The organism is Thioalkalivibrio sp. ALMg3 (assembly GCF_000381225.1).
Lineage (GTDB): Bacteria > Pseudomonadota > Gammaproteobacteria > Ectothiorhodospirales > Ectothiorhodospiraceae > Thioalkalivibrio > Thioalkalivibrio versutus.
In genome coordinates this window covers 146289-167657 of sequence record NZ_KB906223.1, presented here as the reverse complement: position 1 = coordinate 167657, position 21369 = coordinate 146289, and the positions used below count along the sequence as shown (strand labels likewise).

General features: G+C 67.5%; 21 protein-coding genes. 8 read left to right on the top strand and 13 right to left on the bottom strand.

The window, feature by feature from the left end; genetic code table 11:
* Positions 1-50: 50 nt before the first annotated feature.
* The 4 genes from ftsY to rpoH all read left to right on the top strand — a co-directional run bounded on the left by ftsY (position 51) and on the right by rpoH (position 3643).
* Positions 51-1058 (top strand): signal recognition particle-docking protein FtsY, encoded by a 1008-nt coding sequence (gene ftsY / locus F622_RS0107245; RefSeq protein WP_019571586.1) that lies wholly within the window; start codon positions 51-53, stop codon positions 1056-1058.
* A gap of 12 nt (positions 1059-1070) precedes the next feature.
* Positions 1071-1748 (top strand): cell division ATP-binding protein FtsE, encoded by a 678-nt coding sequence (ftsE, locus tag F622_RS0107240; RefSeq protein WP_018145094.1) that lies wholly within the window; start codon positions 1071-1073, stop codon positions 1746-1748.
* Complete coding sequence (locus F622_RS0107235; RefSeq protein WP_019563093.1) at positions 1745-2674, top strand: ABC transporter permease; 930 nt, start codon at positions 1745-1747, stop codon at positions 2672-2674. Before ftsE ends, F622_RS0107235 begins: the two co-directional genes overlap by 4 nt.
* A 102-nt stretch (positions 2675-2776) precedes the next feature.
* Positions 2777-3643, top strand: a complete 867-nt coding sequence (gene rpoH / locus F622_RS0107230) for an RNA polymerase sigma factor RpoH (RefSeq protein WP_018145092.1) — start codon at positions 2777-2779, stop codon at positions 3641-3643.
* 301 nt (positions 3644-3944) lie between these two features.
* On the opposite strand, the gene ccoS is transcribed toward rpoH, so the two are convergent.
* The 10 genes from ccoS to F622_RS0107175 all read right to left on the bottom strand — a co-directional run bounded on the left by ccoS (position 3945) and on the right by F622_RS0107175 (position 14590).
* A complete protein-coding gene (gene ccoS / locus F622_RS0107220) occupies positions 3945-4163 on the bottom strand; it encodes a cbb3-type cytochrome oxidase assembly protein CcoS (RefSeq protein WP_018937415.1) in 219 nt (72 codons plus the stop codon).
* Between the two features lie 30 nt (positions 4164-4193).
* A complete protein-coding gene (locus F622_RS0107215; protein WP_019567464.1) occupies positions 4194-6749 on the bottom strand; it encodes a heavy metal translocating P-type ATPase in 2556 nt (851 codons plus the stop codon).
* A 17-nt stretch (positions 6750-6766) separates the two neighbouring features.
* Positions 6767-7600 carry a FixH family protein gene (locus F622_RS0107210; protein ID WP_018168910.1) on the bottom strand — a complete coding sequence of 278 codons (834 nt, stop codon included), beginning with the start codon at positions 7598-7600 and terminating at the stop codon, positions 6767-6769.
* 110 nt (positions 7601-7710) lie between these two features.
* Positions 7711-9111, bottom strand: a complete 1401-nt coding sequence (ccoG, locus tag F622_RS0107205) for a cytochrome c oxidase accessory protein CcoG (protein WP_018937417.1) — start codon at positions 9109-9111, stop codon at positions 7711-7713.
* 179 nt (positions 9112-9290) lie between these two features.
* Positions 9291-10220 carry a cytochrome-c oxidase, cbb3-type subunit III gene (ccoP, locus tag F622_RS0107200; protein ID WP_018937418.1) on the bottom strand — a complete coding sequence of 310 codons (930 nt, stop codon included), beginning with the start codon at positions 10218-10220 and terminating at the stop codon, positions 9291-9293.
* Positions 10217-10435: a cbb3-type cytochrome c oxidase subunit 3 gene (locus tag F622_RS0107195; RefSeq protein ID WP_018145085.1), complete on the bottom strand. Its 219-nt coding sequence runs from the start codon at positions 10433-10435 to the stop codon at positions 10217-10219. The genes ccoP and F622_RS0107195 overlap by 4 nt, the downstream gene beginning before the upstream one ends.
* Positions 10436-10453: 18 nt before the next feature.
* On the bottom strand, positions 10454-11188 hold the full coding sequence (ccoO, locus tag F622_RS0107190) for a cytochrome-c oxidase, cbb3-type subunit II (protein WP_018937419.1): 735 nt from the start codon (positions 11186-11188) through the stop codon (positions 10454-10456).
* A 19-nt stretch (positions 11189-11207) separates the two neighbouring features.
* Entirely contained in the window at positions 11208-12692 is a 1485-nt protein-coding gene (gene ccoN, locus F622_RS0107185; protein ID WP_018168906.1) for a cytochrome-c oxidase, cbb3-type subunit I, read from the bottom strand.
* Positions 12693-12896: 204 nt separating this feature from the next.
* The gene (gene bioC / locus F622_RS0107180) at positions 12897-13769 is read right to left on the bottom strand and encodes a malonyl-ACP O-methyltransferase BioC (RefSeq protein ID WP_018168905.1); all 873 of its coding nucleotides are present in this window, start codon (positions 13767-13769) and stop codon (positions 12897-12899) included.
* Positions 13766-14590 carry an alpha/beta fold hydrolase gene (locus F622_RS0107175; protein ID WP_019571585.1) on the bottom strand — a complete coding sequence of 275 codons (825 nt, stop codon included), beginning with the start codon at positions 14588-14590 and terminating at the stop codon, positions 13766-13768. Before F622_RS0107175 ends, bioC begins: the two co-directional genes overlap by 4 nt.
* A 47-nt stretch (positions 14591-14637) precedes the next feature.
* Between F622_RS0107175 and plsY the strand changes: the two genes are divergently transcribed.
* Complete coding sequence (gene plsY, locus F622_RS0107170) at positions 14638-15255, top strand: glycerol-3-phosphate 1-O-acyltransferase PlsY (RefSeq protein WP_018168903.1); 618 nt, start codon at positions 14638-14640, stop codon at positions 15253-15255.
* A 53-nt stretch (positions 15256-15308) separates the two neighbouring features.
* Here plsY and tsaD read toward each other — a convergent pair whose 3' ends face one another.
* Complete coding sequence (tsaD, locus tag F622_RS0107165; RefSeq protein ID WP_019571584.1) at positions 15309-16331, bottom strand: tRNA (adenosine(37)-N6)-threonylcarbamoyltransferase complex transferase subunit TsaD; 1023 nt, start codon at positions 16329-16331, stop codon at positions 15309-15311.
* A gap of 76 nt (positions 16332-16407) precedes the next feature.
* Positions 16408-17607: a class I SAM-dependent methyltransferase gene (locus F622_RS0107160; protein ID WP_038039532.1), complete on the bottom strand. Its 1200-nt coding sequence runs from the start codon at positions 17605-17607 to the stop codon at positions 16408-16410.
* 82 nt (positions 17608-17689) lie between these two features.
* Here F622_RS0107160 and F622_RS0107155 point away from each other — a divergent pair, with 82 nt between their 5' ends.
* The 3 genes from F622_RS0107155 to F622_RS0107145 all read left to right on the top strand — a co-directional run bounded on the left by F622_RS0107155 (position 17690) and on the right by F622_RS0107145 (position 20302).
* Positions 17690-18412 (top strand): pteridine reductase, encoded by a 723-nt coding sequence (locus tag F622_RS0107155; protein ID WP_026331549.1) that lies wholly within the window; start codon positions 17690-17692, stop codon positions 18410-18412.
* A gap of 64 nt (positions 18413-18476) precedes the next feature.
* Positions 18477-18737, top strand: a complete 261-nt coding sequence (locus tag F622_RS0107150; protein WP_018145076.1) for an accessory factor UbiK family protein — start codon at positions 18477-18479, stop codon at positions 18735-18737.
* A gap of 59 nt (positions 18738-18796) precedes the next feature.
* On the top strand, positions 18797-20302 hold the full coding sequence (locus F622_RS0107145; RefSeq protein ID WP_019567466.1) for a YifB family Mg chelatase-like AAA ATPase: 1506 nt from the start codon (positions 18797-18799) through the stop codon (positions 20300-20302).
* Positions 20303-20375: 73 nt separating this feature from the next.
* On the opposite strand, the gene F622_RS0107140 is transcribed toward F622_RS0107145, so the two are convergent.
* Positions 20376-21248, bottom strand: coding sequence for a c-type cytochrome (locus F622_RS0107140; protein ID WP_019571582.1), 873 nt, complete (start codon positions 21246-21248; stop codon positions 20376-20378).
* Between the last annotated feature and the right edge of the window lie 121 nt (positions 21249-21369).

The window sequence follows — 21369 nt, the reverse complement described above, 5'->3', positions numbered from 1 at the left end:
ATGAATCCTCGTGCTAGCATTGGCGAACTCTCTACTTGACCACATCGAGCATGTTCGGTTTCCGCAAAAAGAAGTCCGAAGACCCGGCCACCCCCGACGCGGAGGCACCTGGCAGCGAGCCGGAGAAGCCCGCCCGCGGCGGCTGGTTCCAGCGCCTGCGCAAGGGCCTGGCCAAGACCGGGCAGGTCCTGGGCGGCGACCTGGGGGCGCTGCTCCGGCGCAAGATCGACGACGAACTGTTCGAGGAGCTGGAAGAACGCCTGCTCCTCGCGGACGTGGGCCTGGATGCGACCCAGCGGATCATGGATCGTATCACCCGCGAGGTGAAACGCGGACAACTGGATGATGCCGAGGCCCTGATGGACGCCCTGGAGGCGGCCATGATCGAGATCCTCGAGCCGGTCTCGCGCCCCCTGGAGATCCCGGAGGCCGAACGCCCCTTCTCCATCCTCGTCGTCGGTATCAACGGCGCCGGCAAGACCACCACCATCGGCAAGCTGGCCCATCACCTGCAGGCGGACGATCGCTCGGTGCTGCTGGCGGCCGGCGACACCTTCCGCGCCGCGGCGGTGGAACAATTGCAGACCTGGGGCGAGCGCAATGGCGCTCCGGTGATCGCCCAGGGCACCGGGGCAGATTCCGCCTCGGTGGTCTACGACGGCCTGCAGGCCGCGCAGGCGCGCGGCATCGACGTGATGATTGCCGACACCGCCGGGCGCCTGCACACGCAGACCAACCTGATGGACGAGGTCCGCAAGGTGAAGCGCGTAATGGGCCGGCTGGACGAACACGCCCCGGACGAGGTCCTGCTGGTGGTCGACGGCGGCACCGGCCAGAACGCCCTGAACCAGGCCCGTCAGTTTCACGAGGCCCTGGGCCTGACCGGAATCGTCGTGACCAAGCTGGACGGCACGGCCAAGGGCGGCGTGCTGTTCGCGCTGGCCGAACAGCTGGGCATTCCGGTGCGCTTCATCGGGGTCGGGGAAAAGGCCGAGGATCTACAGGTCTTCGATGCCCGCGCCTTTGTGCGCGCCCTGCTCGGCCGCGATAGCGACTGACGAGCACACCGGATGATTCGTCTGCAACGCGTCACCAAGCGATTCGGCAGCGCGTCCGAGGCGCTCAGCAACGTCAGCCTGCGCGTGGACCCGGGTGCGATGGCCTTCATCACCGGGCCCTCCGGCGCCGGCAAGAGCACCCTGCTGCGCCTGATCGCCGGGCTTGAGCGCCCGACTCGCGGGCGCATCCGGGTCAACGGCCACGACCTCGACCGCCTCTCCAACCGCGCGATTCCGGGGTTTCGCCGCAGTATCGGGCTGGTGTTCCAGGATCATCGCCTGCTGTTCGACCGCCCGGTGTTCGACAACGTCGCCCTGCCGCTGGAGATCCTCGCCTACCGCCGCCCGGAGATGCGCAAACGCGTGCGCGCAGCGCTCGACAAGGTCGGGCTGCTGCACAAGGAGGGGGTCAACCCGCGCACCCTGTCGGCGGGCGAACAACAACGCGTGGGCATTGCCCGGGCCATCGTCCACCGGCCGGTCCTGCTGCTGGCAGACGAGCCCACCGGCAACCTCGATCCGGCGTTGTCGCGCGAGATCCTGCAACTGTTCGACGACTTCAACCGGGTCGGCATGACCGCCCTGATCGCCAGCCATGACCTCGGCCTGGTCGAGCGCATGGGCAAGCCGGTCCTGCACCTGGAAGACGGACGCATCGAGGCCCGTGCGGCCGCGGGGGCCCCGGCATGAAGCCGGGCCGTCGCCTGCAGGACACCGTGCCGGCCTGGCTGGAGGCCCATCGGGATGCCGCCCGGCGCAGCCTGCAGCGCCGCCTGCAGGCCCCGGTTCTGAGCCTGATCAGCATTGCCGTGCTGGGCTTCATCCTCGCCCTGCCGGCCTATCTCTGGGTCCTGCTGGACAACGCCCGCGCCCTGTCCGCCCACGTGGACCATGACCCACGCATCGCCCTCTACCTCGACGGCGTGGAGGCGGCCACGGTCGCGGATCTGGAACGCCACCTGGAGACCGATGCCCGGGTGGAACGCTGGATCTGGATCGATGCCGACGAGGCCCTGGCCCGCTATCGCGAGGGCCTGGCCGACCCCGGCCTGCTGGACTGGCTGGACGAAAACCCGCTGCCGGACGTGGTGGATGTGGTCCCCGCGACCGCGGATCCCGAGACGGTTGCGGCGCTACGCGAGGCGCTTGCGGCCACCGTGCCGGGTGCAACGGTGGTCAGCGACGACGACTGGGTGCGGCAGTTGAACAGCCTGCACCAGTTGGGGCTGCGCATCCTGTCGGTGGTGGGCGCCCTGCTGGGGCTGGGGGCGTTGCTGATCCTGGCCCTGGCGACCGCCTCGGAGCTGCGCGAACGCCGGGAAGAGATCGCCATCTCGCGGATCAGCGGGGCTACCCACCGGTTCCTGCGTCGACCCTCCCTCTACGGTGGCGTGATGACCGGCCTGGGTGGCGGCGTTTTCGCCGGCATCCTGCTGCTCATCGGGATCGGCCTGAGCCGGGCGCCACTGGAACAGGCCGCGGCCGCGTTCGATCTCGAATTCGGGCTGTCCCTGCCTGGGGCCACCCATCTCCTGGCCCTGCTCCTGGCCGGACTCCTCCTCGGCTGGCTGGGCGCCCGGCTGGGCAGCGGCCATGCCCTGCGGGATGCCCCTTAGGGAGACGCGTCCCGGACGAAACGTCCGGAACCTTTGCAGGGTTTAGCACTCTTATTCACAGACTGCTAATGTAGAGTCATGAATCGGGAGGAAACACCACGCATGAACCAGGCCCTGACCACTCCACGCATCGACATGCCCGTACCGGTGGGCAACCTCGATCACTACATGCAGGCCGTTGGCCGCATCGAGGTGCTGGACGCCGAGCACGAGCGTGAACTGGCCGTGGCGCTGCACGAGCGCCAGGACCTGGATGCGGCACGCCAGCTGATCCTGCACAACCTGCGGTTCGTGATCCACGTTGCGCGCGGCTACAAGGGGTACGGCCTGCCTCTGGGGGATCTGATCCAGGAAGGCAACGTGGGCCTGATGAAGGCCGTCCGCCGTTTCGACCCGAATCAGGGCGTGCGCCTGGTGTCCTTTGCCGTGCACTGGATTCGCGCCGAGATCCACGAGTTCATCCTGCGCAACTGGCGCATCGTGAAGGTCGCGACCACCAAGGCCCAGCGCAAGCTGTTCTTCAACCTGCGCAGTGCCAAGCAGCGTCTCGGCTGGCTGTCCAATGCCGAGGTCTCCGCCGTGGCGCAGGATCTGGGCGTCTCCGAAAAGGACGTCTGGGAGATGGAACGCCGCCTCTCGAGCCAGGATGCGAGTTTCGACCCGGGCCCCGAAGCCGACGATGAATACGGCTATCAGGCCCCGTCGGAACGCCTGAGCCTGGAGGACCTGAGCGACGACCCCGCCAATGTGACCGAGGACGAGGACTGGGACCGTCATTATCAGGAACGCCTTAGCGAGACCCTGGGCGAACTGGACGAGCGTTCGCGCACCATCCTGATGCGCCGCTACATGGCCGACCAGAAGGCGACACTGCACGAGCTGGCCGCGGAGTACGGCGTTTCGGCCGAGCGCATCCGCCAGATCGAGAACAGCGCGATCAAGCGCATCCGGGCCGCCTTCGACGACTGACGCTTTCGCACCCTCGCGAAACCAGGGCCCCGAACGAAAAAGGCCCCGGCATCAGCCGGGGCCTTTTTGTTGCCGGGTGCAGCGGGACCAAGCCCGGCACCCGGCACGGTTCCATGCCCGATCAGCCGAACAGGATCACCGAGAAGAAGCTAATCCAGGACCAGATGATCAGGCCGACCGTGAACGTCAGCGGAAAGTTGGGGAAAGTAAACCACTCGCGCATCTCGAAGTCCTCGGGAAATTTCAACCAGAATAAGCAAAGGGTAAGCGGGTCCGCAGCGCGGTGCAAGTTCGACCGAGGTCAGCGCTGGGACTTTTTCCGACCCCCACCGGTCGCGTCGGGAGGGGCCTCCTCGCCGGATCCGGTCGGGATACGCGGGTCATCATCGTCCATCAGGATGCGATGCGCCGGGCCCTGAAGATCGTCGTACTGCCCCGAGCGGATGGCCCAGAACAGCACCACGCCCACCACCAGGGCGAACAGCATGGCCAGCGGGATCAACAGGTAGAGGATTGACATGCTTCCAGTGTACCCAGGCGCGCGAACGGCTTAAACCGGGGGTGGCCGTGACGCCGGATCGCGCACGGCCTCTCCGGACGGCACCGACGACTCGGCGCCTGTGTCCATCACGTCGCGCCCCGGACGCAGGCGCAGCGCATTGCCAACCACCAGCAACGAGCTGAGCGACATGCCCAGCGCTGCCAGCCAGGGAGTCAGCAGCCCCGCCGCGGCCACCGGGAGGGCCACCAGGTTGTAGCCGATTGCCCAGGCGATGTTCTGCCGGATCACGCGCCGCGTGTGGCGCGCCTGGTCCAGCGCCTGCGGCAGGTGTTCCAGGCGATCCGAGAGCAGGACCAGGTCGGCCTGATTCTGCGCCAGCTGGGTGCCGCCACCCATCGCCAGCGATACGTCGGCCCCGGCCAGCACCGGGGCATCGTTGATGCCCTCGCCGGCCATCAGGACCACCCGGCCCTCTGCCTGGCGAGCGTGCACATAGGCGAGCTTCCCCTCCGGGGTCAGGCCACCCTCGGCTTCGGCGATGCCCATTTCCGCCGCGAAGGCCTGCGCGGCCTGCGGGCGGTCCCCGGTCAGCAAGACCACCCGCAACCCACGCCGCTGCAGATCGGCGATCACCTTCCGCGCCCCGGGACGCGGAGTGTCGGCCAGCCAGAACAGGGCGACCGGTTGGTCGTCGACCACTAGCCAGACCGGGGTGGCCAGCGGATAGCCCAGGGGTGGCTCCGGGCTGGGCGTACCGCGCTGCGGCAACATCGACGATCCACCAATGGCCACACGGTGGCCCTCTATGTGGCCAACCAGGCCACGCCCGGGGAGGTTGCGAACCTCGCTAGCGACCACCGATGAGGACTTGGCCGGAGCGACCAGGGCGCGTGCCAGGGGGTGCTCGGAATGGGCCTCGAGCGCGGCGGCCCAGTTCAGCCAGTCAGCCCCCTCGGGCGCGGGCTGCAGCTCGGATTGTGCCACCAGACGCGGCATGCCGACGGTCAGGGTTCCGGTCTTGTCGAGACAGACCATATCGACGCGCGGCAAGGTCTCCAGGGCACTGCCGCGCGTAACCAGCAGACCGAGGCGCGACAACGCGCCGGTGGTGGCTGTCAGCGCGACCGGCGTCGCGAGCGCCAGGGCACAGGGGCAGGTGGCGACCAGCATGGCGACCATGACCCAGAGGGCCCGCGTCGGATCGATCCACGCATACCAGACCAGACCCGCCAGCGCCGTCAGGACCAGGACGGCACCCACAAACCAGCCGGTACCGGCCTCGGCGATCCGGGCCATCCGCGGCTTCTCGGTCTGGGCGCGATCGAGCAGCCGCTGGATCGCCGCCAGGGTCGTCTCGGCACCGACGCGCTGGACCTCGATGGCGAGTGGGCCATCGACGTTCACGGTCCCGCCGGTCACGGGATCCCCGATGCGCACCGCGTGCGGCTCGGGCTCGCCGGTCAACAGGGCACGATTGACCGTCGACTCGCCTTCGCACACCACGCCGTCCGTGGGCATGGTCTCGCCCGGGCGAACACGTACCCGATCCCCCGGCACCAGCTCGCCGACCGGGACCGCCTCGACGCGCCCGGCTGCATCCAGACGATTGGCGATGGCGGGAACCAGGCGATCCAGGCGGTCAATGGCATGGCTGGCGTGCTGGCGCGCGATCAGCTCCAGATAGCGGCTGGTGAGCAGGAAGAAGACAAACATCACGACCGATTCGAAATAGACGTGCTCGCCGGTCCCGAGGATGACCGCGTACAGGCTGGCCAGGTAGGTCACGATGATCGCCAGACTCACGGGCACGTCCATCCCCAGCTGGCGATGGCGCAGGTCGCGCCAGGCGCTTTGATAGAACGGGATCGCGGAATACAGGACGACCGGCGTGGTCAGCGCCGCCGCCACCCAGCGCATGAACTGGAGCAGGTCTTCGTGCTCGGTGTCCTCGGCGCCCAGCCAGAGCGCCACGGCCAGCATCATCACCTGCATCATCCCCAGGGCGGCAACGGCGATCCGGCGCAAGGCGAGGCCCCGTTCGCGGGCGATCGCCTGCTCGCGGGTTCCGGGGTCGTAGGGATGGGCGTGGTACCCGATGTCGCGGATCGCCTTGAGGATATCCGACAGGGCAATCCGCTCGGGGTCCCAGACGGCCTGCGCGCGATGGGTGGAGTAATTCACGCGAAAGCTCTCCACGCCCGGAAGGGCCTGGACATGACGCTCGTTCAACCATACGCAGGCCGCACAGGTAATGCCCTCGAGCATCAGGGCGGCCTCACGGCGGTCGCCCTCTGCGCCGGCGGGCGCGACGAACTGTTGCTGGACGCCGGGGTGATCGAACAGTTCGAGCTCGCGGAGCTCGTCGGGGATCAGGGGGCTGCCGGTGTCCGCCGGGGGGGCATCACGGTGATGGTAATAGGCCCCCAGGCCACGCTCGATGATCGCGCTGGCCACGGCCTGGCAGCCGGGGCAGCAGGTGGGTTCCTCGCGGCCCTCGAACGTCACCGGGTAGCAGGCGCCTACCGGTACCTCCAGGCCGCAGTGGAAACAACGGGCCTCGGCCTCGGGCGTTGCCGGGCCCTGCGAGTCGGACGCGAGCGCCACGGCGGGAGCGCGGTGGGCTAACCGGGCTGGGCGCTACGCACGCGCGTGCGTGCCTGTTGCTCCAGAAGCTGCCCATCGTGCTGGACCTGGAAGCGCAGATCCCAGCGCCCCGGTGCCGGCAGCGCCACTTCGACCTGATACATGCCCTCGCCCATCGCCTGCATCTCGAAACCCTGGTCGCGCCGTTCGTCGGCCAGCCACATGAAGAGGCCGCGGATGCTGGCATCGTCGATCGGCTCGCCGTCCGCATCGCGCACCTCGACCTGCAGGGTAGCGGTCTCGCCCTCGGTGGGTCGGTCAACCCAGCCCTGACGCACCTGCCAGCCCTTCTGTCGCTGCTCCTGCAGCTCCGAGACGCGGTGCACGGCGAGCGCTTGCTTGCGGCTCTCCATTCCGGCCACAGTGCCTGGGAAAGCGGAGGTCACGCGCTCGGCCCGGTTCTCCGGCTCCGGCAGGATCGAGCCGATGAACTGCTGCGGCATCCCGTTATGGGCGAGTGTGATCAGGACCGCCTGCACCGAGGCGACCATGGTAAAGAAACCCACCAACACCAACGGGGCCCAGTGCAGGCGCCCAATCTTGGCCTTGCCACCACTTTCGACCTCGGCCTCCTTCTGGGTGAACACGATCCCCAGGCCGTAAGGCACGATGATGTAGAGTGCCAGATGAATGGCGAAGACGTCGGCCCCCTGCCAGGTCAGGATCGAATAGGGGATAAACACGAACAGCATGAGCGCGACCACCACGGCCGAGGTGCTGTAGGCCTTGAACCGCGTGAAGCGGTAGATCAGGGCGAACAGGATGGCCAGTGCCGCACTGCCGATGCCGAGGGTAATGACGAGATTGCTCATATGCTTTTCTTCGTTTCCTGCGTGAACGCAAGCTAGGCGCTTGCGGTGTGCCGCGCGAGTTCCGGCAGCTCGGTTACTGTTTCTTCGCCGGTGGCTGACGGCAACGCTTGCTAGCGGTGACTGAACTGCGAGGTCACCTCGAGCGGTTCGATATGGCCCTCGCGGTCGGTGATCACGAAGCGGAAAGGCTGCGGCGAGGGAGTACCGGCGGGCACGTCGTGGCGCACACGCGCCACGACGGTCAGCCGCTCACCGGGCTCCAGACGGATGCGTTCCACCTGGCCCAGATCCAGTTCGGCGCCCTCCAGCCCCGCCAGGCCGATCTCGAAGTCCAGCTCCCGATCCGCGGTGTTGTTCAGGCGGATCTCGTAGCCGTTCTGGGTGCGACCATCGGACATCTGGACGTAGAGCGGCTGGCGCACCTGGTTGACGTTGGCGTCCACCGGCGGGCGCCCGAGAATACTGCCGACCAGCGCCACGACCACGATCAGCACGGCGGCCCCGTAGCCAAGGGTCTTGCCCCGCAGGACATGGGTCTTCCCGCCCTCCTGCTCGCGCTCGGAGGTATAGGTGATCAGGCCGCGGGGCCAGCCCTGCTTGTCCATGATGGTGTCGCAGGCATCGATACAAAGTGCGCAGTGGATGCACTGGAACTGCAGCCCGTCGCGGATATCGATGCCCGTCGGGCACACCTGCACGCAGTAGCCGCAGTCGATGCAGTCACCCACCCCGGCGGCCTGGCGTTCCTCGCGGGTCTTCAGACCGGCCTTGACCTTGGAGCGCCCGGCGGTACCTTCCCCGCGCGCCTCTTCATACGACACGATCATGGTGTCGCGGTCGAACATCACGCTCTGGAACCGGGCGTAGGGGCACATGAAGGTGCAGACCTGTTCGCGCGCCAATCCGGCAAAGGTGTAGGTCGTGGCCGTCAGGATGCCCGCAGTCAGGTAGGCCGCGTAGACCGCCTGACCGGTAAAGAAGTCGCTCACGATCGAGGGGGCATTCCCCCAGTACAGGATGAAACCGAGGCCGGTGGCAAAGGCCACGAGCAGCCAGGACAGGTGGGTCAACCCATACTTGAACAGCTTTTCGCCAGTCCAGGGCTGCTTGGCCAGGCGCAGGCGGGCGGGCCGTTCACCCTGGATCTTGCGCTCCAGCCACATGAAGACGTCGGTCCACAGAGTCTGGAAGCAGAAATAGCCACAGAACACCCGTCCGGCGACGCCCGTGACGAAAAACAGCAGCAAGGCGGCCACAAGCAGGAAACCGGCCAGCCAGAAGATGTCCTGCGGGTAGACGACCAGATCGAAGATGTGAAACTGCCGGCCCGGGATGTCGAACAAGACCGCCTGATTGGGGCCGTATTCGCGCTCCCAACGAATCCAGGGCAGGCCGAAAAACACACCGTAGGCGAGCAACAGGATGCCGGTCTTCAGATTGCGGAAACGCCCCTTGACCGACCGCGGATGGATCGGGATGCGTGCCTCGTACAACGGCTGGGCCTGGGACATCAAAACCTCCCGGAGTTCAATCCGGCAGAGTGGGGCGGCCGCAAGGCGCGCCCTGGGATCGGGTTCCTTCCAAAAAAGCAGGGGCGCCCTCGGGCGTCAAACAACCCGGCGGGCACCCCTGTAGTTATCGCGGCGAGCGCCCGGCCCCGGGGCTCACCATACGGTCAACAGATTCGCGCTTACTGCCCGCCACCCAACGAATGCACGTAGGCCGTCAGCATCTTGATCTCGGCATCGGACAGACGGTCCCCGAACGCAGGCATCTCGCGCTGGGCGCCGTTGCGAATGAAGTTCGCCACCAGACGCTGGCGCTCGCTATCGCTTTCCGCACCGCGCACGTCCACCAGACCCCAGAGATCATTGGTCAGGTTGGGAGCCCCCTGGGACGCCAGACCCTGGCCATCCATGGCGTGACACTGGAAGCAGCCGCCGTCGGTACCGGTGAAAATGCGTTCGCCGGCGTCCGCTTCACCTTGGTCGACGCTGTAGCCGTTGAGCGACAGCACGTACGCTGCGACCTGGTTGAGCTGGTCGCCGTCGAGGGTGTCGCGGTAGCCCGGCATGTAGCCCAGGCGACCCTGGTGCAGGGTTTCCTCGATCTGCTCCACGGTGCCACCCCACTTCCAGTGGTCGTTGCGCAGGTTCGGGTACTGCCCGACCACGCCGGCACCGCCAACCTGATGGCAGGCGGCACACCAGGTGCCGAAGGAACCCTGGGCGTAGGCGTTGACGAAGCTCATGCTCTCGGCGTCCTGCAGGATGGTTTCGTAATCCTGGGCCGCCACCTGTTCAAGCATCTCGCGCTGACGCACCGCGTAGGTGCCGGTCTGCATGTCCTTGGCCAGCAGCGCACGGGTGTTCCAGTGCATCGTGCGCTCTTCGCCACCCTGCTCGAAGGTGATGGTGTTGAAGCCCTTGGTAAAGCTGTCACCGATCGGCCAGGCCGGGTAGATCAGCCAGTACACCACGGCAAACACGATCGTGGCGTAGAAACCCCACAGCCACCAGCGCGGGAGCGGGTTGTTGTATTCCTGGAGGTTCCCGTCCCAGACGTGCCCAGTGGTCTCGACCTGGTTCGGGTCCTTTTCGCGGTTGTCCTGTGTGCTCATTGCTCGTCACTCTTGGTTTTGTCACGCCGGGCCACGGGCTCCCGATGTGAATCATCGTCATCCAGAGGAATATAGCGATACGTCTCGAACTTCCGGGCGCGCTGACGGTTGGCGAACAGGAAGATCACGACCCCGATAAAGGTGCCCATGAAGAGCAACAGGGCGACCATCTTGCTATTGCCCATGTCCGTGATCCATTCCCACAGTCCCATCATGTTCGCACCCGCTCCTCCTTACCGGAACTCGGCAAAGTGTCCGTCGTCGTATTCGCTGAAGTCGACCATGGTCCCGAGCACCTGGAGATAGGCGACGATTGCATCCATCTCGGTGACCGTCCCGGGGTTGCCGTCGAAGTTCCCCGCCTGGGCCTGGCGAACCAGGTTGTCCTCGGCGTCACGGATATCGAACATCCGGGCGTGTTCTTCGCCGAAGCGCTCGACGTTGGCCTCGTATTCCTCTTCGGTGAGCGAGTACGGCACACCGACCCGCTTCAGCGCGACCATCCGGCGGTCGATATCGGAGTAGTCAAGCGGGGTTTCCGCCAGCCAGGGGTAGCCCGGCATGATCGACTCCGGTACCAGCGACTGCGGATTGATCAGGTGCTGAACCTGCCATTCGTTGGAGTACTTGCCGCCAACTCGGGCGAGGTCCGGACCGGTGCGCTTGGAGCCCCACTGGAACGGATGGTCGTACTGCGACTCGGCCGCCAGCGAGTAGTGGCCGTAGCGCAGCATCTCGTCACGGAACGGACGCACCATCTGCGAGTGGCAGGTGTAGCAGCCCTCGCGAACGTAGATGTCGCGACCACGCTGTTCCAGCGGGGTGTAGGGACGCACGCCGTCCACTTCCTCGATCGTGTCGTCGATGTAGAACAACGGCACGATCTCGACCAGGCCGCCGACGCTGATCACCGCAAGGGTGAGGATGATCAGCAGGCCGGCATTGGTTTCAACGCTTTCATGCTTCATGGATCTATTCTCTCCCTAATCAGGCCGTGCGGGCTTCGGTGGACGCAGCCTGGGCCTCGCGGGCCTCGGCCTTGATGCCCGAGCGAACGGTCATCGCGATGTTGAACGCCATGATCAGCATGCCGGCGAGGAAGAACCCGCCACCGATGGCGCGCACCACGTACGGCTTGTGCAGGAACACCACCGACTCGGTGAAGGTGTAGGCAAGGTTCCCGTACTGGTCGAAGGCACGCAGCATCAGACCCTGACCGATACCGGCCACCCACATCGCGGTGATGTACAGCACGATCCCGATGGTCGCCAGGAAGAAGTGCACGTACACCAGCTTCAGGCTGTACAGGTTCACGTTCCACAGACGCGGCATCAGGTGGTACAGGGAGCCGAAGGTGATCATCGCCACCCAGCCCAGCGCACCGGAATGCACGTGGCCCACGGTCCAGTCGGTGTAGTGCGACAGCGCGTTCACGCTCTTCAGCGACATCATCGGACCTTCGAAGGTCGACATGCCGTAGAACGCCAGCGCGGTGATCAGGAACAGCATGATCGGGTCGGTGCGCAGCTTATCCCAGGCGCCCGACAGGGTCATGATGCCGTTGATCATGCCACCCCAGGAAGGCAGCAGCAGCAGGATGGAGAAGGTCGCCGCCAGGGTGGAGACCCAGTCCGGCAGGGCCGTCCAGTGCAGGTGGTGCGCGCCCACCCACATGTACAGGAAGACCAGCGCCCAGAAATGGATGATGGACAGCTTGTACGAGTAGATCGGACGCCCGGCCTGCTTCGGCACGAAGTAGTACATCATCCCGAGGAAGGCCGCGGTCAGGAAGAAGCCCACCGCATTATGGCCGTACCACCACTGAGTCATCGCATCCTGCACCCCAGAGAAGATGGAGTAGGAATGCGGGTGGAACAGACCCACCGGCACCTGGATGTTGTTGAAGACGTGCAGCAGCGCGGTCGCCAGGATGAAGGCCATGAAGAACCAGTTCGCCACGTAGATGTGCGGCTGGTTCCGGCGCAGCAGGGTCATCAGGAAGACCATGAAGTAAGCCACCCAGACAACCAGGATGATGATGTCGATCTGCCAGTTGAATTCGGCGTACTCGCGGCCCTGGGTGATCCCCATCATGTAGGTGATCACGCCAAGGATCAGTGCCAGGTTCCACCCGTAGAAGGTGAAGCTCGCCATGGAATCACTCCACAAGCGGGTCTGACATGTCCGCTGAACCACGTAATACGAGGTGGCGAACAGCGCGTTACCCCCGAACCCGAAGATCACGGCCGTGGTATGGACCGGACGGAAACGCCCGAAGGTGATCTGCGCGATATCGAAATTCAGGAACGGGAACGCCAGTTGCGAGGCGATCCAGACGCCGGCGGCCATCCCGAACACGCCCCAGAGGACGGCGGCAATGGCAAACCGCTTGATAATCGCGTAGTTGTACTGCTCGGAAGTCGCGACTGACGCTGCGGGTGCGGCACCCGCCGTAGTGGCTGCTTGTGACATGACTTTTCCACCTTGCTGCGGGGAACACGGATGTCCCGATGGTTCGGGGGCGTGAACTCTACCCCATTCCGGGCCCACAAAAAACCAATACCGCCTGTGTCACTCGGATATTGAGTGCGATTGGCGGAACTTTTGACCGCTTCGATAATACATCGGTCATACACCTCCAGGCGAGAGGGCGCCGGGCCGATTCGTTGATCTGGATCAACGAATCGGCTGGACCGGGATCACCCGCCCCGCCGGGCGCGATGGCGGCGGGGCATCCGGCACCCAGGCATGGCCGTAGACCACCTCCCAGGTTGCCGGAAGGCGACCCTCCACGCCGAAGTCGCGCGCGTAGGCCTCGGCCACCGCAACCAGGCGGCGCGGACCGAACAGTCCCGGCGACCGGCCCGACAGGGCATTGCGCACCCCAACCCCGCGCAGGTCACGAATCAACCCGGTCAGATCCGGGTAGGTCAGGGTCAGGGCCTCCTGGTCCATCACCGGATCGGCAAACCCGGCGCGCACCAGGGCATCGCCAATGTCGTGCATATCCATGAAGGCGTTCACATGCGTCCCCGCCCCACCGTCCACCGTCGCGAAGGCGGCCCGCAGCTCACGCAGGGTGTCAGGACCGAAGGTGGTGAACATCCACAGCCCGCCCGGGCGCAGGATACGCCGCACCTCCATGAAGGCCTGATCCAGGCTGGCGCACCACTGCAGGGCGGAACTGGAAACCGCCAGATCGAAGGATTGCTCCGCCAGCGGCAGCGCCTCGAGATCGCCGCAGACCACCTGCGGCCGGCGCAGCCAGCGCCCGCGGCGGCGCGCCCGCGCGACCATCTCCGGGGCGAAATCGACCCCGGCCAGGCGGGCTTTGCGGTAGCGGCGGCTCAAGTGGTCCAGGGCCTCGCCGATGCCGCAGCCGAGATCCACAACCTGTTCCGGCTGCATGCGAACCCAGTCCAGCCGCCCCAGCATTCGCTCCTGCACCTCGCGCTGCAGGACTGCGTGCTCCTCGTAGGTGGAGGCCGCCCGCGCGAAGGCCTCGCGGACCCGCGCCTTGTCGAGATCGAAACTGTCGGGTCGGCTCATGCGGATTTCCCTGCGCTGCACTGATTCAAGAACTCGACGACCAAACCGGCCAAGGATTGCGGGCGCGCGAACCACTCCGCGTGGCCGCCCACGCCGCGGACGACCCGACTGGCGGGTCGCAGCCTGTGCAGGTCGTCCGCCACGGCGGCCGGCACCAGCGCATCGCCGGCCTCCAGCCAGGCCGCCGCCGGCACCTCCAGGCCCGCCCAGACGGACCGAAGATCCGCCGCCTCCAGTAGCGCGAGGCCGGCCTCCAGGCCCTCGGGCGAGGCTGGAGCGGCCTGTAACTGCAACACCAGCCGGCGGGCGAGCGAAGCGGCATCCTGGCTGCCACGTGCACAGAGCATCGCCAGGCGGCGCTCCAGCCGCCGGCGACCACCCCCGAGGGCTGCACGAAAATCTTCCAGCTCGGCCGGGGGCAGGGCCGCCGGCCAGTCGTCGGCCTTCGCAAAGCGCGGCGAGGCCCCGATCAGCAGCAGCCCCTGGGGCCCCGACCACTGGCGCGCGGCGGCCAGCGCGACCAGACCGCCCAGGGACCAGCCCGCCCACACCGGACACTCGACATCCGCTGGCAGCGAAGCGATCAACGCCGCCGCGGTGCGCTCGGCATCCGCCAGCATCTCGCCATCACCGGCGGCCCCGTGCCCGGGCAGGTCTGGCGCCAGCACTCGTGTCGCACCCGGGAGCGCGGCCCGCAGCGGCGCCCACACCGCGCCGGAGAAGCCCCAGCCATGCAGGAGCACCAGCGTCGGAGCACCGCCCTGCGATTGCGCGGCAGGCACGTCAGCGCCCTGAACGGCGGCCACCGGCTTGCGTATCATGTGCGGTCGAATCCTCTCGCCAATCCGCGCAGGCAGGCTGACCGCTCATGGGCATCACAATCGGCATCATCATCGCGTATCTACTGGGATCGCTTTCCACGGCCATTCTGGTCAGCAAGCTGCTGCGCCTGCCGGACCCGCGCACCACCGGCTCGAAGAACCCCGGCGCCACCAATGTACTGCGCTCGGGCGGCAAGACGGCGGCCATCATCACGCTCATCGGGGATGTCGGCAAGGGCTGGCTGCCGGTGTTCGTCGCCCTGCAACTGGACCTGTTCCCCGGCTGGGCGATCGGCCTGATCGGCCTGGCCGCCTTCCTCGGGCACGTGTTCCCGGTGTTCTACCGCTTCCAGGGCGGCAAGGGCGTGGCCACCGCACTGGGCGTGATGCTCGCCATCAGCCCGCTGGTCGGCGGCCTGGTCCTGCTCACCTGGCTGGTCGTTGCCGCCATCTGGCGCTATTCGTCGCTGGCTGCCCTGGTCGCCGCCGGCATGGCCCCGGTGTACATGGTCCTGCTGGGCATGGACCACTGGATCAGTGCCGCCGTGGCCCTGATGAGCGTGATCCTGTTCATCCGTCACGACAGCAACATCCGCCGCCTGATGCGCGGGGAGGAATCGCGGATCGGCCAGAAGGACAAGGCCCCGGCGGCACCAAAGGAGTAACCCTTCGGCCTGCGGACGGGTTTACAAGATCGCAGCCCCATCCGCAGACCCCTTCATGCCGCCGCGGGCGGCGCCAGCTCCGCCAGCGGCCAGCGCGCCCGCGCCGCCACCACCGGCGCCCCGGTTTCCGTCACCTGGCCGGCCTGCAGTCGCCGCAGCCCGGCCAGCGCGATCATCGCCCCGTTGTCGGTGCAGAATTCGGGCCGCGGGAAATACACTGGCACCCCCTGACGCTGCGCCATGGCCTTGAGCCCGGCGCGCAATGTCGTGTTGGCCGCCACGCCACCGGCGACCACCAGCGCCGGGGCCTCGGTTTGCTCCAGGCCGCGCCGGGTCTTCTCCACCAGGGTGTCGGTCACCGCTTCCTCGAAGGCGCGGGCGACATCCTCCGGCCGGTAGACCTGTTTCTTCAATGCGGTCAGCACCGCGGTCTTCAGACCGGAGAAGCTCATGTCCAGCCCCGGGCGGTCGAGCATCGGGCGCGGCAGGCGCAGGGCGTCCGAGCGCCCCTGCTCGGCCAGACGCGCGAGCGCCGGCCCACCCGGATAGCCCAGCCCCAGCAGCTTGGCGGTCTTGTCGAAGGCCTCGCCCGCCGCATCGTCGATGCTCTCGCCGATCAGGTCGTAGTCGCCCAGGGCACGCGCATGAATCAACTGGGTATGCCCGCCGGAGACCTGCAGCACCAGGAACGGGAAATCGAGCCCGGTATCCTCCAGAAACGGCGCCAGCAGGTGGCCCTCCAGGTGATGCACGGCCAGCGCCGGGATGCCCCAGCCCCAGGCCAGGGAGCGCGCTACCGAGGCCCCGGTCAGGAGCGCCCCCAGCAACCCCGGCCCACCGGTGTAGACCACCGCATCCAGGTCGTGGCCGTCCACGCCCGCCTCGTCCAGCACCGCGCGTACCAGCGGCAGCAACCGCTGGATATGATCGCGCGAGGCCAGCTCCGGCACCACGCCGCCGTAGACGGCGTGCAGGTCAGTCTGGCTGTACAGCCGGTGCGCAAGCAGGCCCCGGTCCGCGTCGATCAGCGCCACGCCCGTCTCGTCGCAGGAAGTCTCGATGCCCAGTACGATCATGGCGCAAGCATGCCGGGTTTCACGGGCCGCACCAAGCAGCCCCTGTGCGTCCGCGCCATTGCGTTGGGGCAAGCGCTCACAGTCGCCCCCGGCGATCCGGGATCCCGTCCAGCGGCAGATGTTCACAATCGCGGCCCAGGGCCATCACCTGAAAACGCTCGCCCATCTCCCCGGGCAGCGTCAGCATGCGCACGGCCTGAGCGGCCTGCATGGTCACACGGGCATCCTCGCCGCTGCCGACGCGCGCCTCGAAACGCCCTGGCAGCCCCGCCCCCAGCAGGAATTCGCCCTGTGCAGCATAGGCCAGCACGTCGAGACCCGCGGCGTCCGCCGCCTCTGCAACCCCGGTGAAATCTACGCTCGCGGTCAGATCCATCAGGCCCGGATGGGCCAGCGGGTCCTGGATCATCTGCTGGCGGTAATACCCCACCAGCGTCCCCTGGTGACGCTCCGGGGCGTAGTAGGCGCTGCGCGGAAAGCCATAGTCCACGATCACGGCGACCCCCTGTTCCAGGAAGTCGGCCAGCGCGGTCACCCACGCGGCCTGGGCCGGGCGCCATTCGGAGAGGTAGCCCTCGGGCCACGGGCCATGCTCTGCCTGGAGCCGCGCCACCGGCTCGGCGAGGCCGGGCGGGGCCGGGCGCTCGGCCAGGCTCAGGGTGCCGGCGGCATCGGTCGTGATCCCGACCTGCCAGACCCGGCCTTCACGCCAGCGGAAGAGCTCCACCGGCAGGGCATCCAGCACCTCGTTGGCCAGCACCACACCGCGCAACGGGGTCTCGGGCAGGGCATCCAGCCACGCCACCCGGGCGTACTCCGCGGGTTCAAGCGCAGCCTCCAGGTGGGCCTGCTGCCGCGCCCGCAGGTCCGGACTGACCTCGACGATCCAGTAGCGCTCCCACGCCACCCCGAGTTCGCGCAGCGTGGTGATCACATCCCCCGCGAGCCGCCCGCTGCCGGCGCCGAATTCGAGCAGTGTGCCGGTGCCGTTCAGATCGTCCCGCAACACCGGGGCCAGCCAGGTCGCGAGGGTCTCGCCGAACAGGGGCGACAGCTCCGGCGCGGTGACGAAATCGCCCCCCTCGCCCAGCTTGTGCGCCCCGTTCACGTAATAGCCAAGCCCCGGCGCATACAGCGCGGCCTGCATGTAATCGACGAACGGAAGGAACCCCTCGCCGGCGACGACACTCTGTTGCAGGGAGGCGTGCAGACGCCGGGCGATATCGGCGGCCACCGGATCGGCCGGGGCGTTTGTGCTAGGTTTCGGCGGCATCATGACGACGAATGGTACCAACCCGGGGGCAGGCGTGGCGCAGGTACAACCCGACAGCATGGACACGACGTCCGGGGAGGCACGGGTGGTGCTGGTCACCGGGGCCGCGCGGCGGGTCGGCGCAACCATCGCGCGCGGGTTGCACGCCGCCGGGTTGCGGGTACTGATCCACTACCGCGGCTCGCGCACGGATGCCGAAGACCTCGTCGCCGAACTGAACGCGGAGCGCCCGGACAGCGCCCGCGCCCTGCAGGCCGACCTCCTCGATCTGGTGGCCATCGAACGCCTGGCGCGCGAGGCCGAGGCGGCCTGGGGCCGCCTGGATTTCCTGGTCAACAACGCCTCGACCTTCTACGCCACCGCCGTGGGCGAGATCACCCCACAGAGCTGGGACGACCTGATCGGGTCCAACCTGAAGGCCCCGACTTTCCTCACCCAGGCCTGCAATCCGGCGTTGCAGCGTCAGCAGGGCGCGATCGTCAATATCGTCGATATCCATGCGCTGCGCCCGCTCAAGGGCTACCCGGTGTACTCGGCGGCCAAGGCCGGGCTGTGGGCCCTGACCCAGGCCTACGCCCGCGAGCTGGGGCCGGACGTGCGGGTCAACGGCGTCGCCCCCGGCGCGATCCTCGCCCCCGAGGAGGCCGAAAACACTGGCACCCACGAGGCAATGATTGAACGCACCGCACTCAAGCGCGAGGGCACCCCGGAGGACATCGCGCGTACCGTGCGCTTCCTGCTGCTGGACGCGCCCTACATCACCGGCCAGGTGGTCCCGGTGGACGGCGGCCGGTCGGCATCGCAGTAGCCGCGACCCCGTCCCGCCGCGCTACACTGGTCCCAACCGAGCATTTGCGCCAGGAGACTGCAGCATGATCGATTCCAAACGCTTCGACGACCTCGCCCGCCGCATCACCGAAAGCCTGCCGGAGTCGGTACGCCACATGCAGGAGGACGTGCAGCGCCAGGTCCGCTCGTCGCTGCAAAGCGGCTTCGAACGCATGGACCTGGTGACGCGCGAGGACTTCGACATCCAGGTGGCCCTGCTGGAACGCACCCGCGAACGCCTGGCGGAGCTGGAGGCGCGGGTCGCCGCGCTGGAAGCCCGCCCGAGCGACGAGACCGGGCAGTAACCACCATCTGAAACCACCCGCCGGGCACGGAAGCCGGGCGGCAGAACGGAGGGGCACGGATGCCCGTCACCATCGCCTACGCCCGCGCCATCGACGGCATTCACGCCCCGCTGGTCACCATCGAGACCCACCTGGCCAACGGGCTACCCGCCTTCCAGATCGTCGGCCTGCCCGAGGCCGCGGTACGCGAGAGCCGCGACCGCGTGCGCGCGGCGATCCAGACCAGCGGCTTCGAATTCCCTCGGCGCCGCATCACCGTCAACCTGGCCCCCGCCGACCTGCCCAAGGACGGCGGTCGCTTCGATCTCGGCATTGCGCTGGGCATCCTGGCCGCCAGCCAGCAGATCCCGGTGGCAGGGCTGGCCCGGCACGAGTTCCTTGGCGAGCTGGGACTGGACGGCACCTTGCGCCCGGTGGGTGGCACCCTGGCTGCCGGACTTGCGGCAGCCGACGCCGAGCGGGCGCTGGTGGTGAACCCGGAGGATGGGGCGGAGGCGGCCCTCGCCAGCCGCGCCCGGGTCCTCACCGGCTCGCACCTGAGCGCCGTCTGCGCCGCGCTGGCGGGGCGCGAGGCCCTGGTGCCGGCACAACCGCCCGAGCCGTCCGCACCCGCGCACCCCGACCTCGCCGACGTGCGCGGCCAGCACCAGGCGCGCCGGGCTCTGGAGATCGCCGCCGCCGGCGGGCATCACCTGCTGATGGTCGGCCCACCCGGGAGCGGCAAATCCATGCTGGCCGCGCGCATCCCCGGCATCCTGCCGCCAATGGACGAGGCCGAAGCCCTGGAGACCGCGGCCATCCACAGCCTGCGCGGCAGTTCGCACCTGCGCCAGGACTGGCGCGCGCGTCCGTTTCGGTCCCCGCACCACACCGCCTCGGGCGTCGCGCTGGTCGGTGGCGGCAGTACACCACGCCCCGGCGAGATCTCACTCGCGCACCAGGGCGTATTGTTCCTCGACGAACTCACCGAATTCAGCCGCTCGGTGCTCGACGTACTGCGCGAACCGCTGGAGAGTGGCGTCATCCACATCTCGCGCGCGGCCCGCCAGGCCGAGTTTCCGGCCCGCTTCCAGCTGGTCGGTGCGATGAACCCCTGCCCACAGGGCTTCGATTGCGACCTCGCCGAACGCTGCGAATGCACCCCGGAGCAGCGGGCCCGCCACCGCAAGCGCCTTTCCGCACCGTTACTCGACCGGATTGACCTGGCCATCGAGGTCCCGCGCATCCCACCCGGGGACCTGGCCGGATCGGCCGACGCATCCGAAGACTCGGCCTCCGTGGCGAAACGCGTCGCGCGGGCCCGCAAGGTGCAGCGCGAGCGCCAGAACGGACTGAACAGCGCACTCGATGGCTCAGCCCTGGACCGGTACGCCGTCCTCGGCACGGCTGACCGGGAGCTGCTGGACAAGGCTGCGGAACGCTTCCGCCTCTCCGCGCGGGCCTACCACCGGATCCTGCGGGTGGCGCGCTCCATTGCCGATCTCAACGACGCCAAGGCGATCGCGACCCAGCACCTGACCGAGGCTCTGAGCTATCGCGCCCTGGACCACTGGCGCACGCAATAGGAGGCACCAAAAGAGAAACCCCGCCCAGGCGATACCTGGGCGGGGTTTTGTACTGCCGTTCCTACGGGGACGATCAGTCTTCGAAGGTCGCCACGTAGACGGCCAGGTCGGCGATGTCCTCGTCCGACAGGTTGGCCGCATTCGGCGTCATCAGCGCGGTCTGGTCGCCAACGGTCTCGCCGGCGCGGTAACGCACCAGCTTGTCGGCAATGTAGTCGGCATCACGACCGGCCAGCTTCGGGAACACCGGGGTACCCTGACCCTGGGCACCGTGGCAGGCAACACAGGTGTTGTAACGCGACTGACCGCGCTCCGCATCACCATCTTCAACCGCGATGGCGGCAACCGCTTCGGCCTCTTCTTCGGCCGCCGCTTCGCCAGTCTCGGTAGTGGCGACCGGCTCTTCGCCCCCGGCAGCGTCTTCGGCGGCGGAATCGCCATTGCCGTTATCACTGCCTTCGTAGTCGTGATCGACCCCGGCCTCGTCCAGCATGTAGGCGACCACGTCGCGCATCTGCTCGTCGCTCAGGCTGGGATCGCCACCGCGCGCCGGCATGGCGCCGATGCCGTTGATCGAGTTGGCGAACAGGGTGTCCAGGCCCTTGTCGTTCAGGCGATTGCTCCACTCGTCGGTGTCGTCTTTGAACGGGGCGCCGGAAACACCAGTGTCATGGCAGGCCGCGCAGACGTTCGAGTAGAGGTCGCCCGGGGTCAGGTCCGCGGCTTCCTCGGCGCTATCCACCTGGCCGGACACCACCTGACCGATCGGCGCGATGCGCTGGGCGACGCGCTCGTCACTCACGGTGTCGGGCTGGGACACCTGCATGCCGGCAAGCCAGCCGGCCAGGTGCGACACCAGGAAAAGGACCGTACCCAGCAAGGCCAGGGACGCAATAAACAGCAACACCTTGTTCCCGGTGTCCATCTTGATCGGTTGATTTCCCACTTCTCTCCCTCCGAGATCCCGGCCTTGAGCGGCCATGTGGTGTGCTATTCGAAAGCCCTCGCGCATCAAGCGCAAATCGGGCGCAGAGTATAGGGCATCATGCAAACCACGACCACAAACC

Excerpts from the sequence above, each read along its gene's own strand:
- ccoO (WP_018937419.1), bottom strand. The coding sequence starts at position 11,188 with ATGAAGCATGAAAGCGTTGAAACCAATGCCGGCCTGCTGATCATCCTC.
- ccoS (WP_018937415.1), bottom strand. The coding sequence starts at position 4,163 with ATGTCAATCCTCTACCTGTTGATCCCGCTGGCCATGCTGTTCGCCCTG.
- F622_RS0107175 (WP_019571585.1), bottom strand. The coding sequence starts at position 14,590 with ATGATACGCAAGCCGGTGGCCGCCGTTCAGGGCGCTGACGTGCCTGCC.
- F622_RS0107195 (WP_018145085.1), bottom strand. The coding sequence starts at position 10,435 with ATGATGGGACTGTGGGAATGGATCACGGACATGGGCAATAGCAAGATG.
- F622_RS0107160 (WP_038039532.1), bottom strand. The coding sequence starts at position 17,607 with ATGATGCCGCCGAAACCTAGCACAAACGCCCCGGCCGATCCGGTGGCC.
- ccoP (WP_018937418.1), bottom strand. The coding sequence starts at position 10,220 with ATGAGCACACAGGACAACCGCGAAAAGGACCCGAACCAGGTCGAGACC.
- F622_RS0107150 (WP_018145076.1), top strand. The coding sequence starts at position 18,477 with ATGATCGATTCCAAACGCTTCGACGACCTCGCCCGCCGCATCACCGAA.
- ccoN (WP_018168906.1), bottom strand. The coding sequence starts at position 12,692 with ATGTCACAAGCAGCCACTACGGCGGGTGCCGCACCCGCAGCGTCAGTC.
- F622_RS0107210 (WP_018168910.1), bottom strand. The coding sequence starts at position 7,600 with ATGAGCAATCTCGTCATTACCCTCGGCATCGGCAGTGCGGCACTGGCC.
- plsY (WP_018168903.1), top strand. The coding sequence starts at position 14,638 with ATGGGCATCACAATCGGCATCATCATCGCGTATCTACTGGGATCGCTT.
- ftsY (WP_019571586.1), top strand. The coding sequence starts at position 51 with ATGTTCGGTTTCCGCAAAAAGAAGTCCGAAGACCCGGCCACCCCCGAC.
- bioC (WP_018168905.1), bottom strand. The coding sequence starts at position 13,769 with ATGAGCCGACCCGACAGTTTCGATCTCGACAAGGCGCGGGTCCGCGAG.
- tsaD (WP_019571584.1), bottom strand. The coding sequence starts at position 16,331 with ATGATCGTACTGGGCATCGAGACTTCCTGCGACGAGACGGGCGTGGCG.
- F622_RS0107235 (WP_019563093.1), top strand. The coding sequence starts at position 1,745 with ATGAAGCCGGGCCGTCGCCTGCAGGACACCGTGCCGGCCTGGCTGGAG.
- F622_RS0107145 (WP_019567466.1), top strand. The coding sequence starts at position 18,797 with ATGCCCGTCACCATCGCCTACGCCCGCGCCATCGACGGCATTCACGCC.
- ccoG (WP_018937417.1), bottom strand. The coding sequence starts at position 9,111 with ATGTCCCAGGCCCAGCCGTTGTACGAGGCACGCATCCCGATCCATCCG.
- ftsE (WP_018145094.1), top strand. The coding sequence starts at position 1,071 with ATGATTCGTCTGCAACGCGTCACCAAGCGATTCGGCAGCGCGTCCGAG.
- rpoH (WP_018145092.1), top strand. The coding sequence starts at position 2,777 with ATGAACCAGGCCCTGACCACTCCACGCATCGACATGCCCGTACCGGTG.